This is a genomic window from Arthrobacter sp. Y3223166 (genome assembly GCF_059090935.1).
Genome location: NZ_JBNHGE010000001.1, coordinates 326,983 through 344,112 on the forward strand (window position 1 = coordinate 326,983; position 17,130 = coordinate 344,112).

Annotated in this window: 14 protein-coding genes and 1 pseudogene; 10 read left to right on the plus strand and 5 right to left on the minus strand. The window is 67.7% G+C overall.

From position 1 onward, the window contains the following. Nucleotides 1-3 precede the first annotated feature (3 nt). The 6 genes from AC5RUH_RS01535 (at nucleotide 4) to AC5RUH_RS01560 (ending at nucleotide 7,095) form a co-directional block, all read left to right on the plus strand. Nucleotides 4-975: a glycosyltransferase family 2 protein gene (locus AC5RUH_RS01535; RefSeq protein ID WP_494075063.1), complete on the plus strand. Its 972-nt coding sequence runs from the start codon at nucleotides 4-6 to the stop codon at nucleotides 973-975. Further along, entirely contained in the window at nucleotides 972-2,324 is a 1,353-nt protein-coding gene (locus tag AC5RUH_RS01540) for a polysialyltransferase family glycosyltransferase (protein WP_494076892.1), read from the plus strand. The genes AC5RUH_RS01535 and AC5RUH_RS01540 overlap by 4 nt, the downstream gene beginning before the upstream one ends. 10 nt (nucleotides 2,325-2,334) lie before the next feature. After that, nucleotides 2,335-3,447 carry a hypothetical protein gene (locus tag AC5RUH_RS01545; RefSeq protein WP_494075065.1) on the plus strand — a complete coding sequence of 371 codons (1,113 nt, stop codon included), beginning with the start codon at nucleotides 2,335-2,337 and terminating at the stop codon, nucleotides 3,445-3,447. Further along, nucleotides 3,444-4,691, plus strand: coding sequence for a DUF6716 putative glycosyltransferase (locus tag AC5RUH_RS01550; RefSeq protein ID WP_494075066.1), 1,248 nt, complete (start codon nucleotides 3,444-3,446; stop codon nucleotides 4,689-4,691). Before AC5RUH_RS01545 ends, AC5RUH_RS01550 begins: the two co-directional genes overlap by 4 nt. A gap of 129 nt (nucleotides 4,692-4,820) precedes the next feature. Beyond that, nucleotides 4,821-5,906, plus strand: a complete 1,086-nt coding sequence (locus AC5RUH_RS01555; RefSeq protein WP_494001183.1) for an inositol-3-phosphate synthase — start codon at nucleotides 4,821-4,823, stop codon at nucleotides 5,904-5,906. 88 nt (nucleotides 5,907-5,994) lie between these two features. After that, nucleotides 5,995-7,095, plus strand: coding sequence for an acyltransferase (locus AC5RUH_RS01560; RefSeq protein WP_494075067.1), 1,101 nt, complete (start codon nucleotides 5,995-5,997; stop codon nucleotides 7,093-7,095). Nucleotides 7,096-7,122: 27 nt separating this feature from the next. Here AC5RUH_RS01560 and AC5RUH_RS01565 read toward each other — a convergent pair whose 3' ends face one another. The 3 genes from AC5RUH_RS01565 to AC5RUH_RS01575 all read right to left on the minus strand — a co-directional run bounded on the left by AC5RUH_RS01565 (nucleotide 7,123) and on the right by AC5RUH_RS01575 (nucleotide 10,034). After that, nucleotides 7,123-8,811 (minus strand): formate--tetrahydrofolate ligase, encoded by a 1,689-nt coding sequence (locus AC5RUH_RS01565; RefSeq protein WP_494075068.1) that lies wholly within the window; start codon nucleotides 8,809-8,811, stop codon nucleotides 7,123-7,125. Between the two features lie 246 nt (nucleotides 8,812-9,057). Beyond that, a complete protein-coding gene (locus AC5RUH_RS01570; RefSeq protein ID WP_493978224.1) occupies nucleotides 9,058-9,318 on the minus strand; it encodes a GlsB/YeaQ/YmgE family stress response membrane protein in 261 nt (86 codons plus the stop codon). Nucleotides 9,319-9,641: 323 nt separating this feature from the next. After that, the gene (locus tag AC5RUH_RS01575; protein WP_494013452.1) at nucleotides 9,642-10,034 is read right to left on the minus strand and encodes a hypothetical protein; all 393 of its coding nucleotides are present in this window, start codon (nucleotides 10,032-10,034) and stop codon (nucleotides 9,642-9,644) included. A gap of 684 nt (nucleotides 10,035-10,718) precedes the next feature. Here AC5RUH_RS01575 and AC5RUH_RS01580 point away from each other — a divergent pair. Beyond that, complete coding sequence (locus AC5RUH_RS01580) at nucleotides 10,719-11,957, plus strand: DUF418 domain-containing protein (RefSeq protein WP_494075070.1); 1,239 nt, start codon at nucleotides 10,719-10,721, stop codon at nucleotides 11,955-11,957. Nucleotides 11,958-11,960: 3 nt separating this feature from the next. Here the strand turns inward: AC5RUH_RS01580 and AC5RUH_RS01585 are convergent, their stop codons facing one another. Further along, nucleotides 11,961-12,563, minus strand: coding sequence for a histidine phosphatase family protein (locus tag AC5RUH_RS01585; RefSeq protein ID WP_494001188.1), 603 nt, complete (start codon nucleotides 12,561-12,563; stop codon nucleotides 11,961-11,963). A 2-nt stretch (nucleotides 12,564-12,565) separates the two neighbouring features. Next, entirely contained in the window at nucleotides 12,566-14,032 is a 1,467-nt protein-coding gene (locus tag AC5RUH_RS01590) for a CCA tRNA nucleotidyltransferase (protein WP_494023980.1), read from the minus strand. Between the two features lie 103 nt (nucleotides 14,033-14,135). On the opposite strand from AC5RUH_RS01590, the gene AC5RUH_RS01595 reads away from it, so the two are divergent. From AC5RUH_RS01595 to AC5RUH_RS01605, 3 genes and pseudogenes are all read left to right on the plus strand, one after another. Then, a complete protein-coding gene (locus AC5RUH_RS01595) occupies nucleotides 14,136-14,660 on the plus strand; it encodes an NUDIX hydrolase (protein WP_494075071.1) in 525 nt (174 codons plus the stop codon). 53 nt (nucleotides 14,661-14,713) lie between these two features. Continuing rightward, nucleotides 14,714-16,414 carry a murein biosynthesis integral membrane protein MurJ gene (gene murJ / locus AC5RUH_RS01600; RefSeq protein WP_494023979.1) on the plus strand — a complete coding sequence of 567 codons (1,701 nt, stop codon included), beginning with the start codon at nucleotides 14,714-14,716 and terminating at the stop codon, nucleotides 16,412-16,414. Nucleotides 16,415-16,507: 93 nt separating this feature from the next. After that, a pseudogene (locus AC5RUH_RS01605) lies at nucleotides 16,508-17,130 on the plus strand (ABC transporter substrate-binding protein); the annotation flags it as partial.

A 17,130-nucleotide genomic window follows, 5' to 3' on the forward strand; every position in this document is an offset into this window, starting at 1 on the left:
GCCATGAACCAGCCATTACTGAGCGTCATCATCCCGGCGAAAGACCAGGCCCCTTTCATCCGCGACGCGATGACCAGCCTGACCCGCCAGTTCGATGATCCCTCGGTCATGGAAATCATCGTCGTCGATGACGGTTCCACCGACGGGACCGGGGAGCTGGCCGCCGCCTTCACCGGCCGGCTCCCCGGCCTGCACATCCTTCGAAACGACGCCCCCACCGGCCTGGCCGCGGCCCGCAACAAGGGGCTGGACGCCGCCGCGGGACGCTACATCGCCTTCCTTGACCCGGATGACTGGTACGCGCCCCGCCACCTGTCACGCATCACGGCGGAAATCAGGGAGCTGGGGGTGGACTTCCTGCGGGTGGACCACGTGCGGCACGCCGGGGGAATCCGGACCATTCACCGGGCGCCGCAGGCCGTGCGCGGCGTCGCCCTCGATCCCCGCCAGGACATCGGACCCATGGACGCCTCATCCATGGTGGACTATCCGTTCGCGCCCTTCGGCATCTTCGACGGCGCGCTGCGGGAGGCCGGGCTGCTGCACTTTGTGGACGGCCTGCATACCGCCGAGGACCGTCCCTGGATTTGGCGCCTGCACCTGGAGGCAACCTCCTACGCGGTTTCGGACCAGTTGGGGGCCTTCTACCGCCGCGGCGTAGCGACGTCCCTGAGCCAGATCTTCGACCGCCGGCAGTTGGATTTCCTGCGCAGCTACGCCGAGGTCTTCCGGCTGGTGGCCGAGGACCGCGAGGCAGACCGCTTCCGGCCGAAGGCGATCCGGCAATTCCTGGCCATCGCCTGCCATCACCTCGAGCGGTCGGAGAAGATGACCAGGGCCGTCCGCCGCGAACTGACGTCCGGGATCCGGGCCGTTGTGGCCGCCCTCCCGGCCCCCGCCGTCGGCAGCTGTTTGGCGGGCATGGACAAGAACCGGCGCCAGAAGTTGGAATCAGCGATCGGACCACTGCAGTGAAAGAACTTTTCGTCGTCTCGACCCTCTACCAGGTCGTCTCGCTGGCGGCGGCCGTCGACGACGGGACCCTGCCGGCCACCGGTGCCGAACGCATCCTGGTGTTGACGAACAACGCCTTGATTCCGGAAATCACCGTCCCGTTCCACGAATCCCCGGGCTTCACCGAAGCCGCCCGCAGGTTCGACCGCGTGGTCGACCTCGGCGAGCTGCTCTGGCCCCGCCGGCCGGGGCAATTCAATCCCCGCGAACAAGACCTGGATCTGTGGCAAAGGCTGCTGCGCTCGGAATGGGACCTGGGCAGCGACCCGGTCCATCTCTACGTCGAGTCCATCCAGGTCAACCCCGCGATTGCCCTGGCCCGGACCTTCGCCCAGGCCGCCGTCTCGGTTCACTCGGACGGCCTGATGAGCTACGGACCCACCCGGAACCCCGTCCCGCTGGCCGTGGCCCAGCGGCTCGATTCCCTGCTGTACGTGGACCTCGTCCCCGGGCTGCGCCCGCAGTTGCTGCGCGAGCATGAACCCAAGCTGCTGCCGGTGGATCCGGCCTCCCTGCGCCGCGCGATGGAGGAGTTGGACCGGTCGGTGCCGCCCCTGGTGATTCCGGCGTCCCAGCCCGGTGCCGCCGCCGGCAGCGCGCTGCTGCTCGGCCAATACCTGTCCGAGCTCGGGATCCTGTCGGCCGAGGAAGAAGTGGCGCTGCACCGAGGGATGATCGAAAAGGCCCTGGAGCGGGGGATCCGGCACTGCATCTTCAAGCCCCATCCCAACGCCGGACCGGCAGCCCTGCGCTCCGTCCAGTCGGCGGCGGTGGACCTCGGGGTACGGCTGGAGATCCTGGAGTCCCCGGTACCTGCGGAAGTGGTGATGCAGCGCCTGCAGCCCCGGCTGGTGGTCAGCTGTTTCTCCACCGCCCTCATGACCGCCAGGTACCTGTTCGGCATCGACGCGGCGGCCGTAGGAACCGAACTGCTGCTGGAGCGCCTGACCCCGTACGAAAACAGCAACCGCGTGCCGGTCACCATCATCGACGCAATCCTGGAACGGAACTTCCACGCCCCGGACCAGGAGGGGGCAGACACTCCCCCTGCCGGCCGCCTGCAGCAACTGGTCGACGCCGTCTCCTACTGCATGCAGGCCGATACGCTGGCAGCAGGCCGCCCGGGCGCGGAAACGTATCTGCAGCACATCCAGGACGGACCCCACATGCGCTACTTCAAGCGGCGACGGCTGACCAAGCTTCAACTGCCGGGCGGATTGCCGGCTGCCGTGGCCGCCCGCCCGCTGGCCAAAGTCGGGCGGCTGGGCCGGCGTGCGGTCCGCAAGCTCCGGTCCCGGGCAGCATCGTGAGGCGGGCGCCATGACGGAAACGGCGATCACCGCGGCCTTCCTTCCCCAGCTGGGACCGGCGGCGGACGGTTATCCGACCCGTCCACCCGTCGGGTCCAAGACGCAGCGCGGGCGCCGGAGCGAACTGGTGCGCCCCCGCTTTGGCCGGGCCGCCGTTTGGGCCGAGTCCCCGTTGCAGTTGCTCAGCGCCGTCGAGGCGCACGGTGCCGGCCTGCTCGGCCGGGACACGCTCATCTACCCGCGCAGCGATGCCGTCGGCATGGACAGCACCCTGCAGTCGCTGATGGAACAAGTGCCAAGCGGCGTCCGGTTCGCGCCGCCGGCGGCCACCCTCCCGGCGGTGCGCAACAAAAAGCTCGACCGCTGGGTCACCGGCGACGCCTACTCCGGCAAGGTCCAGGCGGAACTGTTGCGCGGCGTGGGCGCGGACGAACTGGTCATCGTGGACGACGGCCTGGCAACGCTGAGCCTGCTGCACATGCTCGTCAGCGTGCGGCCCGTCCCGCTGATCCGGCCGCGGGCTGTGCCGACCGCCCGCCGCAAGGCGCTGGGCCTGGCCACCTGGTGGACCCTGCGGAGGATGGCCGCCCAGGGCCGGCTGCTGGTATTCACGGCCTTGACCGTGCAGCCGGCAGTGGAGAAGAAGTTCCGGGCCCTCGGCGGGCATCTGGAACGGCACCGCTTCGAGTGGCTGGGCACCCAGCCGGTCACCGAGAACATCAGTGAGCCGACCATCGTGGTGGGCTCGGCGATGCCCGCCGACGGGTTGATCCGGGCGGAGCCCTATGTGGACTGGGTCCGGTCGCTGACCGACGATGGCCCGGTGGCGTATTTCCCGCACCGCCGCGAACGACCCGAACTCCTCGGCGCCCTGGCGGAGCATCCGCTGATCAGCGTCAAGCAACACACCATTCCGGTGGAAATGCGCCTGCGAGGCCTCCGGCCCGGGCAGGCAGTCCGCGCCCTGCCTTCCACGGTGCTGGCCTCGCTGCGCCTGATCCTGGCCCCTTCCGGCGTGCCGCTGAAGGGGCAGCCCGTACCGGACGACTGGTGGCTGCCCGGGACGACGGTAGAACTGCGCCGACACCTGAGCAGCTCCCTGCGGGACGGAGGCGAGCGATGAACCCGGAGCAGTGGAAAACCGCCGCGCCCGCGGCCGACGGGCGGCAAACGGTCCGGCCCTTCCGCCTGCTGGCAGTCGCCGACAGCGACTCCTACCTGAAGTTCGCCTGCGCCACGCTGGAGTCCGTCGGCGCCGGGTGGGAGCGCGAGGTGCTGCTGGTGCGCTCCCCCATCCTTCCGACCCTGGAACAGACCCAGGCGGCCACCGCCGGGACCTTCCTGGCCGGCAAGGCACCGCGGGTGATCCCCGCCTCCGGCCTGCGGGCCGCGCTGGCGGGCGCCGACGTCGTGCTCGCGGCAGCCACCGGGCCCATCGTGGAGGAAATCTTCACCCAGGCGTCCCGGATGCCGCGGCGGCCCGCCCTGGTATCCGCGCTGCCGGGAGTGGCCTTCCCGGCCACCCGCAAGGCGCTGAACTACCGGGCGCTCGGGGACGCGTTCATCACCCACAGCCACGCCGAGTGCCGGGCGTTCAGCGACTTGGCCGACGCCATGGGGCTGCCGCAGCGGATCCTGGTGTCGCGGCTGCCGTTCCTGGCCTCCGCCGGGCGCCCGGAGCCACAGCAGAAGCCGCTGGACTCGGTGGTGTTCGCGCCGCAGGCCAAGGTTCCGGTGGAGCGGGAGCAGCGCGTCGCGATCCTGCAGGCCCTCGCGGCGTTGGCCAGGCGCCGGCCGGAGCTGTCGGTGCGGGTGAAGCTGCGGGCCTGGGCGGGGGAGCCGCAGACGCACACGGAGCAGTACCCGTTCGACCAGTTGTGGTCTGACCTGGTGGCGGCGCGGGCGGTGGCCGGACACGAACTGCAGTTCTGCACCGGCCCCATGTCCGACCAGCTCACCCCGGGAGCGGCCATGGCGACCGTCAGCTCCACCGCGGCCCTGGAAGCGCTCGACGCCGGCCTGCCGGTGCTCATTTTGGACGACTTCGGACTCTCCGAGCAGATGTTGAACAAGGTGTTCGACGGTTCCGGGCTGGTCGGCAACCTGAAGGACCTGGTGGCCGGCAGGTTCGGGCATCCCGACCCGCGCTGGTTGCGGGACAACTACTTCCACGCCCAGCCGGTGCGGCTGGGCGAAATGCTGGCCAACTTCGCGGCACGCGCCAGGGCCGGAAAGCTGGCGACCGATCCGGATCGCCTGGCCGCGGTGCAGCGGCGCAAGCTGCGCGCCAGGCTGCGCACCGTCCTGCCCGCGCCGGCCTTGAGGCTGGTGCGGCGGCTGCGCAACGCCCGGCGGCTGCCCGCCTGAGCGATTAACCCGCGCCGCGTGCCGTCCCGGGAATGGGCGCGCCCGGCAATGTGTTGAAACACGGCGTAGACTGGATAGGCTGCCCGCCATCGGCGCGGCGGCCCTACAGAAGTGTTTCGAAGGAGAACCGTGGCAGAGAACCCCATCCGGGTAGCGATCGTCGGTGTTGGAAACTGTGCGGCCTCGCTGGTCCAGGGCGTCCACTACTATCGTGGCGCCGACCCGAGCGCAACGATCCCCGGACTGATGCACGTTAAGTTCGGCGCCTACCACGTCGACGACGTGCAGTTCGTCGCCGCGTTCGACGTTGACGGCAAGAAGGTGGGGCTGGATCTTGCCGACGCTATCGGCGCCAGCGAGAACAACACCATCAAGATCGCCGATGTTCCGGCCACCGGCGTCAAGGTCCAGCGCGGCCACACCCTGGACGGCCTGGGCAAGTACTACCGCGAGACCATCGTGGAGTCCGACTACGAGCCCGTGGACGTGGTCGCTGCCTTGCGCAAGGCCGAAGTGGACGTCATGGTCTGCTACCTGCCGGTCGGCTCGGAGAAGGCCGCCAAGTTCTACGCCCAGTGCGCCATCGACGCCGGCGTCGCCTTCGTGAACGCCCTTCCGGTCTTCATCGCCGGCACCCAGGAATGGGCCGACAAGTTCACCGCGGCCGGAGTTCCGATCGTCGGCGACGACATCAAGAGCCAGATCGGTGCCACCATCACCCACCGCGTGATGGCCAAGCTGTTCGAAGACCGCGGCGTGGTGCTGGACCGCACCTACCAGTTGAACGTCGGCGGCAACATGGACTTCAAGAACATGCTCGAGCGCGAGCGCCTGGAATCCAAAAAGATCTCCAAGACCCAGGCCGTGACCTCCAACACGTCGGCCGTGCTTGGCGACGACGACGTGCACATCGGCCCCTCGGACTACGTGTCCTGGCTCGATGACCGCAAGTGGGCGTTCGTCCGCCTGGAGGGCCGCAACTTCGGTGACGCCCCGGTCTCGCTTGAATACAAGCTCGAGGTCTGGGACTCCCCCAACTCTGCCGGCGTGATCATCGACGCCATCCGTGCCGCCAAGATTGCCCTGGACCGCGGCGTCGGCGGGCCGATCCTCTCGGCGTCCAGCTACTTCATGAAGTCCCCGCCGGAGCAGTACGACGACGACACCGCCCGCGCGAAGGTCGAAGCCTTCATCCGCGGCGACTCCGACCGCTAAGACGCACCGCAAGAACCGGGGCCGGCCCAGTGGGCCGCCCCGGTTCTTCTGTTGCCAGCCGGCGGCGGCTTCCGGGTAGATTGGCCTCATGGCCGTCCCCTCCCTGTCCCCCGCCGGGGAGCTCCGAGGACCGACCCCCCTCCCCCGCCGCAACTACGCGCTGGACATCCTGCGCATCGTCAGCATCGTCGGCGTGGTTGCCATCCACTCCTTCGGCGAGCTGGCCGGCGACGACGACCGCCGACATCAGCCGGACTGGATCTGGGCGGCGATCATCGACATAGCCTTCATCTGGGTGGTGCCGGTCTTCGTCGTCATCTCCGGCGCCCTGGTGCTGGCGCCGCGGACGCACAAGGAGGGCGCGCTGGCGTTCTACCGCAAACGCGCCCTGCGGCTGTTGCCCGCCCTCGTGGCCTGGCACCTGGCCTACATTTTCCTGGGCAGCCACCTGATGCTCGGGCGCGAACTCGAACCGGTCGCCGTGCTGGTGTCCGTCTTCGACACCCGCGTGTACCCGCACCTGTACTTCCTGTGGCTGATTCTGGGCCTGTACCTGGTGGCACCGCCGCTTGCCCGCTACCTGCAGCGGGTGACGCTACGGCGGGCCGCCGCCGCAACCGGCGGCGTGCTGGTCCTGACCCTCGCGCTGTTCAGCCTTCAGGCCGCCAGCATCCAGTACGAGTGGGGCTGGCAGTACCCCTGGAACATCCTGACCCAGTGGTTTCCCTACCTGGGGTACTTCATGGCCGGCTGGGTGCTCACCCAGGTGCGCCTCCCGCGCGGTGCCGCCGCGGCGGCGGGAGGCGCCGCCGTCGTGCTCTCGGTTTTCAACATCTGGCACTGGATCAACCAGGATTCCACGCCGCTGCTCAACGTCATCACGCCGTCCAGCTACGTGGGGCTCGGTGTCACGGCGGCTGCGCTGTGCATCTTTGCCGCCGTGTACCAACTGCTGGCCGGATGGCAGCCGCCGGGCTGGCTGGGCCGGTTGCTCGTCCAGCTGTCCAACGCCTCGTTCGGAGTGTTCCTGTGCCACTACCTGTTCCTGACGTGGCTCACGTTCCACGTCTTCCCGGACCGCGAGCCGACGCTGCCGCTCCTGTTCCTGAAGTTCTCGGTGGCCACGGCCTGCGCCTTCGTCCTGACCCTGGTTGCGTTGCGGATACCCGTGCTGCGGCGGCTGTTTTAAGCCGCAGCTAACCGCAGCGGTGCAGGGCTAGAAGAGTCCCGTGATGACGCCGTCGTCGTCCACATCCATCCGGCCGGCCGCCGGTTCCTTCGGCAGGCCCGGCATGGTCATGACGTCGCCGGTCAGCGCCACGATGAAACCCGCGCCGGTCTTCGGGATCAGGTCGCGCACGGTGATGCTGAATCCGCTCGGGGCGCCCAGGACCGCGGGGTTGTCGGTGAAGGAATACTGCGTCTTGGCCATGCACACCGGCAGTTTGCCCCACCCGTTCGCCTCGATCTCCGCCAACCGCCTGCGGGCCGGGCTGGTGAACTCCACATGGTCCGCCCCGTAGATTTGCTGGGCGATGGTCTCGATTTTCTTCTCCACGGTCAGGTCAAGGTCGTACAACGGGGAGAATGATTGCGGCTGCTGCAGGACGTCCGCCACCTTCGCCGCCAGCGCGTCTCCGCCGGGGCCGCCGCCGCCCTGGCCCCAGACATCGGCAATAGCCGCCTCGACGCCCTTCTGCCGGCACCAGTCCAGCACCCAGTCGAGTTCTTCGGGGCTGTCGGTGGTGAATTTGTTGATGCCCACCACGGGTGTGACGCCGAATTTGAGCGCGTTGTCCACGTGGCGCTCAAGGTTGGCGATGCCCGCCTGCACGGCTTCCAGATTCGGTTCCTTCAGCTGCTCCTTCGGAATGCCGCCGTGCATTTTCAGCGCCCGGATGGTGGCCAGCACCACGATGGCGGACGGGGCGAAACCGCCGGCGCGCGCCTTGATGTCCATGAACTTCTCGGCGCCGAGATCGGACCCGAACCCGGCTTCGGTGACGACGACGTCGGCGAGCCGGCGGGCGGTCTGCGTGGCCAGCAGCGAGTTGCAGCCGTGGGCGATATTGGCGAAGGGGCCGCCGTGCACAAAGGCGGGCGTGCCGGCGATGGTCTGGACCAGGTTCGGCTTGATGGCGTCTTTCAACAGCATGGCTAGCGCGCCCTGCACACCCAGGTCCGCCACGGTGACCGGCTTGCGGTCGTAGGTGTAGCCCACCGTGATGCGGGACAGCCGGGCTTTCAGGTCGGCGAGGTTGGACGAGAGGCAGAAGACCGCCATGACCTCGGAGGCGACGGTGATATCGAAGCCCGCCTCCCGCGGCACTCCCTGCGTCGGCCCGCCCAGACCGATCACCACCTGGCGAAGCGCCCGGTCGTTCATGTCCAGCACCCGCCGGAACGTCAGCCGGCGCGGGTCGATGCCCAGCGCGTTGCCCTGATAGATATGGTTGTCCACCAGTGCCATCAACGCGTTGTTCGCCGAGGTGATGGCGTGGAAGTCTCCGGTGAAATGCAGGTTGATGTCATCCATCGGGAGCACCTGCGAATAGCCGCCGCCGGTTGCCCCGCCCTTCATCCCCAGAATCGGTCCGAGGGAAGGTTCACGGATGGCCACCATGGTCTTGTGCCCTGCCCTCGACAGGGCGTCCGCCAGGCCCACCGTCAGGGTGGATTTGCCCTCACCGGCCGGGGTGGGCGACATGGCGGTCACCAGAACCACCTGGCCGCGCGGTTCCTGGTGGCCCTCCCCCAACTTGGCGGGATCAACCTTCGCCTTGTAGCTGCCGTAAAGCTCGAGAGCGTCCGCGGGGATGCCGGCGGCGTCGGCAATGGCGGTAATGGGCCGCAAAGTGGCGCGGCGGGCAATCTCCAGGTCGGTCAGCGGAGCCGGTTCAGACATCGTCGTCCTTCTTCCTCGCATAGGGCCATGGCGGCAGTACCGCCACAGCCAACGTATCAGCCAAGAAGGCCGCCGTCACCGGTCCCTTCCGGGGAGAAGAGAAGCGCAGAACGAGGCCTGGTGAGCTGGCTGGAAGCACCTATGCGAATGGCCGCCTCGAAGCGTCCGGCTCTTCGTCCGAGGAACAAAAATGGCCTGCCGCGCGATAAGCACGCGGCAGGCCATCTTCGTGTTTATTTGCAGCCGTTAGCGGCGCACCGCCCGACGACCGGACAGGCTTTCTGCCACACCGATCAGAAGTACCGCGGCAATCACGGCGACGATGAATCCGAGCACGTTCAGCTCAAAGATGTCGCCCGTGCCCAGCAGGTTTGCGATGACACCACCGATGATTGCTCCGACGATGCCAAGCAGGAGCGTGGCCACGAGCCCCAGATTCTGCTTTCCGGGCTTGATAAGGCGGGCGAGTGCTCCGATAACCAGCCCTGCAATGATGAAACCGATCATGTTGCCTCCTCAGGTTGCGATGGAACCACAATAAGCATACTTAGTGATCGGACGCAAAACGTTTCATCTGGGCGATGTCGGTTTGGCGCCACTGAGACGGCGTCGGCGCGCGGCCTCCGGAACGCCGGTTAGCAATGAAACACCACGGCACTGGAGCGTCGACTAATACTTGAAGGCGGAGGTGCTTAAAGGCCGAGGCCCGCGCCTGGAGCAACCCGGGCGCGGGCCTGAAGCTACATGGGGTCCAATGCGACTCATCGGATCCTCCTCGCGGATGTGTTTCCTACAGGACGGCGTATTTATTTGCACGTGCGGGCTGGAACTCAGCGGATGAGCTGGCGGTGCGACAGCAATTCATCGCGCACCTGTTCCAAGCGCTGTTCGTCAACACCCACGTTCTGTATTCGTTCCCACAGCGAGACGCTCTGGCGGAGCTTGCGGATCATGGCATTCACCTCCTGCCTGGCCAAGAAATTCGGCATGTCCGCTGCTGCGGAGCGTTTCCGGCTTGCCGGAGTCGGCCCGGCAAGGTCCGAACCCCCGCCCGGGGCACCGGCGTCGCCGGAACTGTCGCTGCCGGTGTCAAGGCCGCGCAGGCTTCCGGCGGTGATCACGTCGCCGTGACCGCGCCGCTCCGTTTCCCGGGCCTGCGCCGGCTCGGGCGGACGGATGGATCGTTCCGGTGCAGGCAATACGGCTGCATCGAGCGGTTTCATGAGGGGTTCCTCTCTGGGGTGGGCGGGGTTTTCTCCGGATCGGGCTGGATTTCGGGCAGGAAGCATGGCGGTATCCATGGGGGTTGCCGTTGCCGTGGCGGGGCCGGTGTCCGTGCTCGAAGCAGCAGCGGGGGTCGCCGCGACGGCAGCAGGTAACGCGGTAAGGGTGCTCATTAGCGAAGTCCTCAGGGCAGAAAGTGAGGCCTCCGCGCGGGAGAGCTAGAGAAGAGCGGTGATTGAGAGACGGCAGCGGTTCAAGAGTTGAACCGGCCCAATCAGCAGGGTTCTACTGCGCAGAAATGGCGGAGGCGGGTCGTCGGAGCGCGGCGAAGGAGTTAAACACTCCGCCCGGCGTCTTGGTAATATTCACGATTCCCACCTCCCTTTCCTGATAGCGCCAATAGATACCGTCCGGGTTGAAGCTCCTGATTGAGAAAGTTCAATCGGACTCATCCAACGTACCCGATTGCTCCTGCTTCTGCCTAGCCACGCCCGGGAACTTATTGAACTTTTTCCCGCTGCACCGGCGTGTCGCCAGCAACACGCCGGATAACGACGGCGGCGCCACCCCTTGACGAGCGTGGGCTCCCCCTTTAGGCGACCCCCTTGTTCGCGTCCCGTCCGCCGGACGCCCGGTTGACCGCCCGTTACAGTAGCCAGGCAGGGTCCCTAGACTGGACCCCGATGCCAGCACCCACCCCTGGACGGGACGACGACATGGAAGCTGGAGCTCCGCCGGGACCCGTGCCCGGACCTGCGGCCCCAAAGGCCCCGGCCCGCATCGACGAGCTTGACGCCCTGCGGGCCTTCGCGCTCTTGGGCATCCTGTGCGTGAACATCTGGTACTTCGCCGACCCGTATGCCGTCACCGGCGGATCCAGCCCGGCGTTCCAATCCAGTGCGGACACCGCGGTCCGCTTCGCGGTCAGCCTCCTGTTCGAGGCCAAGTTCTACATCCTGTTCTCGTTCCTGTTCGGCTACAGCTTCGTTCTGCAGTGGGCTTCCGCCGTGGCAGACGGCCAGCCGGTCGTCGTCAGGACCATGCGCCGGGCAGCAGGTCTCGTGGTGCTCGGGGTGCTCCACGGCCTGCTCCTCTTCCACGGGGACATCCTGCTGGCCTACGGCCTGCTGAGCCTGGTGTTGCTAGGTACCCGCTCGCTCTCCGCGTGGGCCGCTGCCGCGGCCGGAGTGGCAGTGATCGGCTGCATGGGCGTGTTCATCCTGTTGCTGGGACTCATCGCGGCGGCCGCGGGACCCTTCGACGGCAGCGCCGCCGCGGGGCCCGCGCCGGCGTTCGGGCTGGCCGGCTCTCCCGCCGACGTTCTGGCCCAGAACGCGTCGCTGTATCCGCTGACGCAGCCCAATGCCGTGCTCCTCCAGAGCCCGATTGCCCTCGGCGCGTTCTACCTCGGCCTGGCGTGTGCCAAGGGACGGCTGCTCGAGCGGGGCATCTCAGCAAGCACGCTCCGCCGCCTGGCTTTCACGGCGCTGCCGGCCGGGCTGGCCGCTTCAGCGTTGCAGGCGTGGTTACAACACGGCGTCGGCGGTCCTGCCACGACCGTAGTCGCCTTCGGCATTTCCACGTTGACCGCGCCGCTGCTGACGGCCGGTTACGCCGCTGTGCTGCTGCTGTCCTTCCGCACTCCGGCCGGCGGTGCCCTGTGCGCCGCGCTGGCGCCCGCAGGCCGCCTCGCGCTGACCAACTATCTGGGACAGTCCGTGCTGATGGTCCTGGTCTTCACCGGTTTCGGGCTGGCGTTGACCGGCCGGTTGGCCCCGCCCGCGGTGCTTGGCGTGGCGGTGCTCCTCTTTGTGGCGCAAATGCTGGCCAGCGCGTGGTGGGCGCAGAGGTTCCGGTACGGGCCGCTGGAGTGGCTGCTGCGCTGGCTCACCTACTGGCGGCGTCCGGCCATGCTCCGTTAGCCGCTAGAGGTTCCAACCCGCGATAGCGGGCGTCTTCTTGTCCCACCCCAGCCGGCAGACGGCAGCGGTGTCCAGCACGAAGTGCCGGCCCTCGATGGCTTCCAGGCCGAGCCAACGGGCCGCAAGCACCCGGAGGAAGTGCCCGTGTGCCACCAGCAAGACCTGGCGTGGCCCTGGCGGTTCGGACGAAGGGCCGTCCAGCACCTTGGCGATCACATGGTCGGCCCGGTCGGCCACCTCTTGCAGGGACTCGCCGCCGCGGACGCCGTGGGTCCAGATCAGGTAGGAGGGATCCTTGGCCCGGATGGCCGCGCTCTGGAGGCCTTCATAGTCTCCGTAGTCCCATTCATGCGCTTCGGCCACCACCTCCGCTTCGGGGTAGCCGGCCAGTTCGGCCGTCCGGCGGGCACGCGCCAAGGGGGAGGTCAAGACGGTGTGGAAACGGACTCCCGCCAGCTTCGCCGCGGCGTCGCGGGCCTGCTGGACCCCGGCGGGAGTCAGCTCAAGGTCGGCCAACCCGGTGTACCGGTGGTCGCGCGACCACTCGGTTTCGCCGTGGCGCATCAGCCACAACACCGGGAAATCATGCGGTTCGGCCGCGGCCATGGCTATGCCTGCTCCGCGTATTCCGGCTGCGTCCGCCACCAGGCCAGCAGTTTCGCTTCTGCCTCTTCCTGCGCCGCCGGACCGTTCTCCAGCCGCTCTTCCAGCAGGAACTTGTAGGCCCGGCCGACCAGCGGGCCGGGCTGGATCCCGAGCAACGCCATGATCTGGGCGCCGTCCAAATCCGGCCGGACGGCGTCCATTTGCTCCTGCTCCTTCAGCGTGGCAATCCGCTGCTCCAGGTCGTCGTAGGCGAAGGCGAGCCGCTCCGCCTTGCGCTTGTTCCGCGTGGTCACGTCGGAGCGGGTCAGCCGGTGCAGCCGCTCAAGCAGCGGTCCGGCGTCGTTGACGTAGCGGCGCACGGCCGAATCCGTCCATCCCGCCTCCCCGTAGCCGTAGAAGCGCATGTGCAGTTCCACCAGCCGGGACACCGCCTTGATGGTCTCGTTGTCGAAACGCAGTTTCTTCATCCGCTTGGCGGTGAGCTTGGAGCCCACCACGTCGTGGTGGCGGAAGCTGACCGCACCGGAGGGTTCGAACCGGCGGGTAGCCGGTTTGCCGACGTCGTGCATCAGGGCCGCGAACCGCAGGACGAAGTCCGGACCCGGCACCGCGCCGTCGTCGTCCGTCTCCAAGGCACAGGCCTGCTCCAACACGGTGAGCGAGTGCTGGTAGACGTCCTTGTGCCGGTGGTGCTCATCGATCTCCAGCCGCAGTGCCGCGACCTCGGGCAGCACGTAATCCGCCAGGCCGGTGTCCACCAGCAGGTCCACGCCGGCGCGCGGGTCCTTGCCGTTGATCAGCTTGGTCAGTTCGTCGCGGACGCGTTCGGCGGAGATGATTTCGATCCGCGCGGCCATGTCCGTCATGGCCTCCTCCACCTCGGGTGCCACGGCCACGTTGAGCTGGGAGGCGAACCGCGCGGCTCGCATCATCCGGAGGGGGTCATCGGAGAACGACGCCGACGGCGCGCCCGGGGTGCGCAGCACGCCCGCGTGGAGGTCCTTGACGCCGCCGTGCGGATCCACCAGTTCCAGCGACGGCAGCCGCAGCGCCATGGCATTCATGGTGAAGTCGCGGCGGAACAGGTCGTCCTCCAGGGACGTCCCAAAAGCCACTACCGGCTTGCGGGAATCCGGGTCGTAGGCCTCGGCCCGATAGGTGGTCACCTCAATCATGTGCTGGCCCTTGCGCAGGCCGATGGTCCCGAAATCGCGGCCAATCTCCCAGAACTTGTCCGCCCACTTCCCGACGACGGCGATGGTGGCATCCGGATCGGCGTCGGTGGTGAAATCGAGGTCCGGGGAGATCCGGCCCAGGAACAGGTCGCGCACCGGTCCGCCGACCAGCGAGAGTTCGTGGCCCGCTGCCGCAAACAGTTCTCCCAGTTCGATCACGACGTCCGGCAACGGCAGGGACGGGACGCTGGAACCGGGTGCTGATGCGAACTGCGAACCAAAAAGGTGAACCATAGTGACTTAAGCGTGCCAGATGCGGGGCGCGATGTTTAACAAAGTCCCGGCGGCTCGGCCCCGGCATCATCGGCCCCTAACAAAAATCGTTAGAGTGGACTGCATGGCACACCCGGTTCCGAGCGCCCCGAAGCGCACCCCGCTGACAGCGTCAGTGGGCAGCGCCGCGCCCGGACACCATTCCCTGCCCACCGTCGAGGAGATCTCGGCCGGCGGCGTGGTGGTCGATACGTCGACCCCAAACCTGAACGTGGCGATCATCGCCCGCTTCAACCGCGGTGGCCGGCTCGAGTGGTGCCTGCCCAAGGGCCACCCCGAGGGCCGGGAGACCAATGAAGAGGCCGCCGTCCGGGAAGTCGAAGAAGAAACAGGGATCAAGGGCCGCGTGCTGGCCACGCTGGGCAGCATCGATTACTGGTTCACCGTCAGCGGCCACCGCGTCCACAAGACCGTGCACCATTTCCTGCTTGAGGCCACCGGCGGCCTGTTGACGATCGAGAATGATCCGGACCATGAGGCAGTGGACGTGGCCTGGGTTCCGCTGGCGGAGTTGGGCCGGAAGCTGTCCTTCCCCAACGAGCGGCGGATCGTGGACCTGGCCCGGGAAGTCCTGCCCGGGCACCTTTGAGCCCCGGCCGGATCCGGCAATCCGGCCGTTTTCAGGTGAGAACATAGAGGACGATGTCCGAGACCCAGACCCCCTCCCCCAGCCCGTCCGTGCAGCAGCACAGCACAGCCAAGTCCAGTGCCATCATGGCGGCCGGGACCATGGTGTCCCGCGTTTTGGGGTTTGTCCGCACCGCCTTGCTGGCGGTCGCGATCGGCGCCAACACGACGATGGGCGACATCTTCGAGAAGGCCAACACCATCCCGAACATCATCTACCTGCTGCTGGCGGGCGGGGTGTTCAACGTGGTGCTGGTGCCGCAGATCATCAAGGCCAGCCAGAAGAGCGACGGCGGGGCGGACTTCGTCAGCCGGCTGCTGAGCCTGACGCTGCTGGTGCTGGCCGGGATCGCGCTGCTGGCGACCCTGCTGGCCGCGCCGATCATCTCCGTCCTGACCCGCGGCTGGACGCCGGTCATGCTGGAACTCGGCACCGTCTTCGCCGTGTGGTGCCTGCCGCAAATCTTTTTCTACGGGCTGTATGCCGTGGTGGGCCAGGTGCTCAACGCCCACGGCCGGTTCGGCTGGTACATGTGGGCCCCCGCCCTGAACAACGTCGTCGCCATCGGCACGCTGGCGCTGTACATCGCACTGTACGGCCGCTACCTGCCCGGCAAGGACAACCCGGAGCTCTGGACCGGCGCCCAGACGATGGTGCTGGCCGGCGGCACCACGCTGGGCATCGTGCTGCAGGCGCTGATCCTGTTGTGGCCGCTGGGACGGCTGGGGATGGGCCTCAAGCTCAAGCTCGGCTGGCGCGGCATGGGCTTCGCCGCCACCGGAAGGGTGGCAATGTGGAGCCTGGCCACCATGGTCATCGCCAACACCGCCTACCTCTTCTACGGGTCCATCGCCTCCGGCGCCACGGCCGCGCGCGCCGAGCTGGCGGGGCCCGGCGCCTCGGTCCCCGGCGAGTACGCCCTGAATACCGCCCAACTGATCGCCATGCTGCCGCATTCGGTCTTCGTCCTCTCGGTGGCCACGGTGCTGTTCAACCAGTTGTCCCGCCAGCAATCGATCGGGGCGGTGGACGACGTGCGGCACACCGTGAACTCGGGGCTGCGCACTATCGGCGTCGCCACCGTCTTCGGGGCCGCCTCCGTGGTGGTGCTGGCCGGCCCCCTGGCCCGGTTGTTTGCCGGGTCAGGCCCTACCGCGGCGGCTTCCGCGGCGTCGATGGGCCAGGTGCTGACCATCCTCGCGGCCGGCATGCCCTTCATGAGCATCTACTTCTTCCTGGGCCGGGTGTTCTATGCGGAGGAAGACGCCAAAACGCCATTGATCATGCAGGCGATCTGCTCCGGCGCGTCGGTGGTGCTGGCCGTGCTGATCGCCTGGTTGATCGATCCCACCCTGGTGGTCTACGCGCTGGCGCTGCTGTTCACGGTGTTCCACGTGGTCTCGGCGGTCCTTGCCCACCACTTTGCCCGCCGCCGGCTGGGCGACTACGGCGCGGGCCGCGTCGTGGATACCTACATCCGGCTCGGTTATGCCGGCCTGGGCTCCGGATTGGTGGGCGCAGCGGTCCTGTGGCTGTTCGGCGGTTACGCCAACGGCGGATTCGCCTGGCAGTCCATCGCTACCGCCATGGTGACCATCGCCGTCGTCGGGCTGGTCATGGCCGCGGTATACCTGCTGCTCCTGCGCGTGCTTCGGGTCGAGGAGCTGCAGGACTTCCTGCGGCCGTTACTTAATCGGTTGCCCGGACGCGCCTGACAGAAGCGGGTATCGGGTCCGGCAGCGGATAGCATGGAAACCAAATTATCCAGTCACGGGCACCCGCCCAGGACATTTCGCCGGGAGGAACTAGTGCCGCAGCCAGTTGATGTGGGCATGCTGCTTGGTGGCCGTTACAAGGTCACTGCCCAAGTGCTTGCGTCCGCCGAAAACGATCTGGTCCTGGACGGCATTGACCAGGTGCTCAATCGGCCGGTCAGCATCCTGGTGGCAGCGCCGGAGAATGCCAGCCAGGTCGCCATGAGCGCCCGCGAGATCGCCACCGGCGAACGGGCGGGCAACGTCCAGGTGCTGGACCTCGGCAATGCCGACGGGTTCACCTACCTGGTGACCAACGGGGCCCAGGCGGCCGACCTGCTGGACCTGGTCATTCAGCAGGACGGGCCGTATGTAGAGCCCTTCTTCACCGACACACTCGGTTCGGAAATCTTCGGCCAGGCCCGTTCCACGGAGCCGGAGCCGTATGAGGACGAATACGAGTACGAGGACTACGACGAAGAGCCTCGGCAGAGCCTGCGCGAGAGGCTGAACAAGCTCGACCTGCCCAAATTGGGCCGGAACGGCACTGACGGGACGTCCAAGCCCCGGTTCGGCGCCCGTCCTGGAACCCCGGCCTCCGGCGCCGGGCCCGCTGCGGGAGCTGCGGCCGCCGCAGCATCTGCCGGGGCGCACGTGCCGCCGCCGCCCTCCGCTCC

What these genes read in the sequence shown, in the direction of transcription:
- AC5RUH_RS01575 (WP_494013452.1), bottom strand. Translation starts at nt 10,034, where the DNA reads ATGAAACCGCTCGATGCAGCCGTATTGCCTGCACCGGAACGATCCATC.
- AC5RUH_RS01560 (WP_494075067.1), top strand. Translation starts at nt 5,995, where the DNA reads ATGGCCGTCCCCTCCCTGTCCCCCGCCGGGGAGCTCCGAGGACCGACC.
- murJ (WP_494023979.1), top strand. Translation starts at nt 14,714, where the DNA reads ATGTCCGAGACCCAGACCCCCTCCCCCAGCCCGTCCGTGCAGCAGCAC.
- AC5RUH_RS01535 (WP_494075063.1), top strand. Translation starts at nt 4, where the DNA reads ATGAACCAGCCATTACTGAGCGTCATCATCCCGGCGAAAGACCAGGCC.
- AC5RUH_RS01545 (WP_494075065.1), top strand. Translation starts at nt 2,335, where the DNA reads ATGACGGAAACGGCGATCACCGCGGCCTTCCTTCCCCAGCTGGGACCG.
- AC5RUH_RS01595 (WP_494075071.1), top strand. Translation starts at nt 14,136, where the DNA reads ATGGCACACCCGGTTCCGAGCGCCCCGAAGCGCACCCCGCTGACAGCG.
- AC5RUH_RS01565 (WP_494075068.1), bottom strand. Translation starts at nt 8,811, where the DNA reads ATGTCTGAACCGGCTCCGCTGACCGACCTGGAGATTGCCCGCCGCGCC.
- AC5RUH_RS01580 (WP_494075070.1), top strand. Translation starts at nt 10,719, where the DNA reads ATGCCAGCACCCACCCCTGGACGGGACGACGACATGGAAGCTGGAGCT.
- AC5RUH_RS01570 (WP_493978224.1), bottom strand. Translation starts at nt 9,318, where the DNA reads ATGATCGGTTTCATCATTGCAGGGCTGGTTATCGGAGCACTCGCCCGC.
- AC5RUH_RS01590 (WP_494023980.1), bottom strand. Translation starts at nt 14,032, where the DNA reads ATGGTTCACCTTTTTGGTTCGCAGTTCGCATCAGCACCCGGTTCCAGC.
- AC5RUH_RS01550 (WP_494075066.1), top strand. Translation starts at nt 3,444, where the DNA reads ATGAACCCGGAGCAGTGGAAAACCGCCGCGCCCGCGGCCGACGGGCGG.
- AC5RUH_RS01585 (WP_494001188.1), bottom strand. Translation starts at nt 12,563, where the DNA reads ATGGCCGCGGCCGAACCGCATGATTTCCCGGTGTTGTGGCTGATGCGC.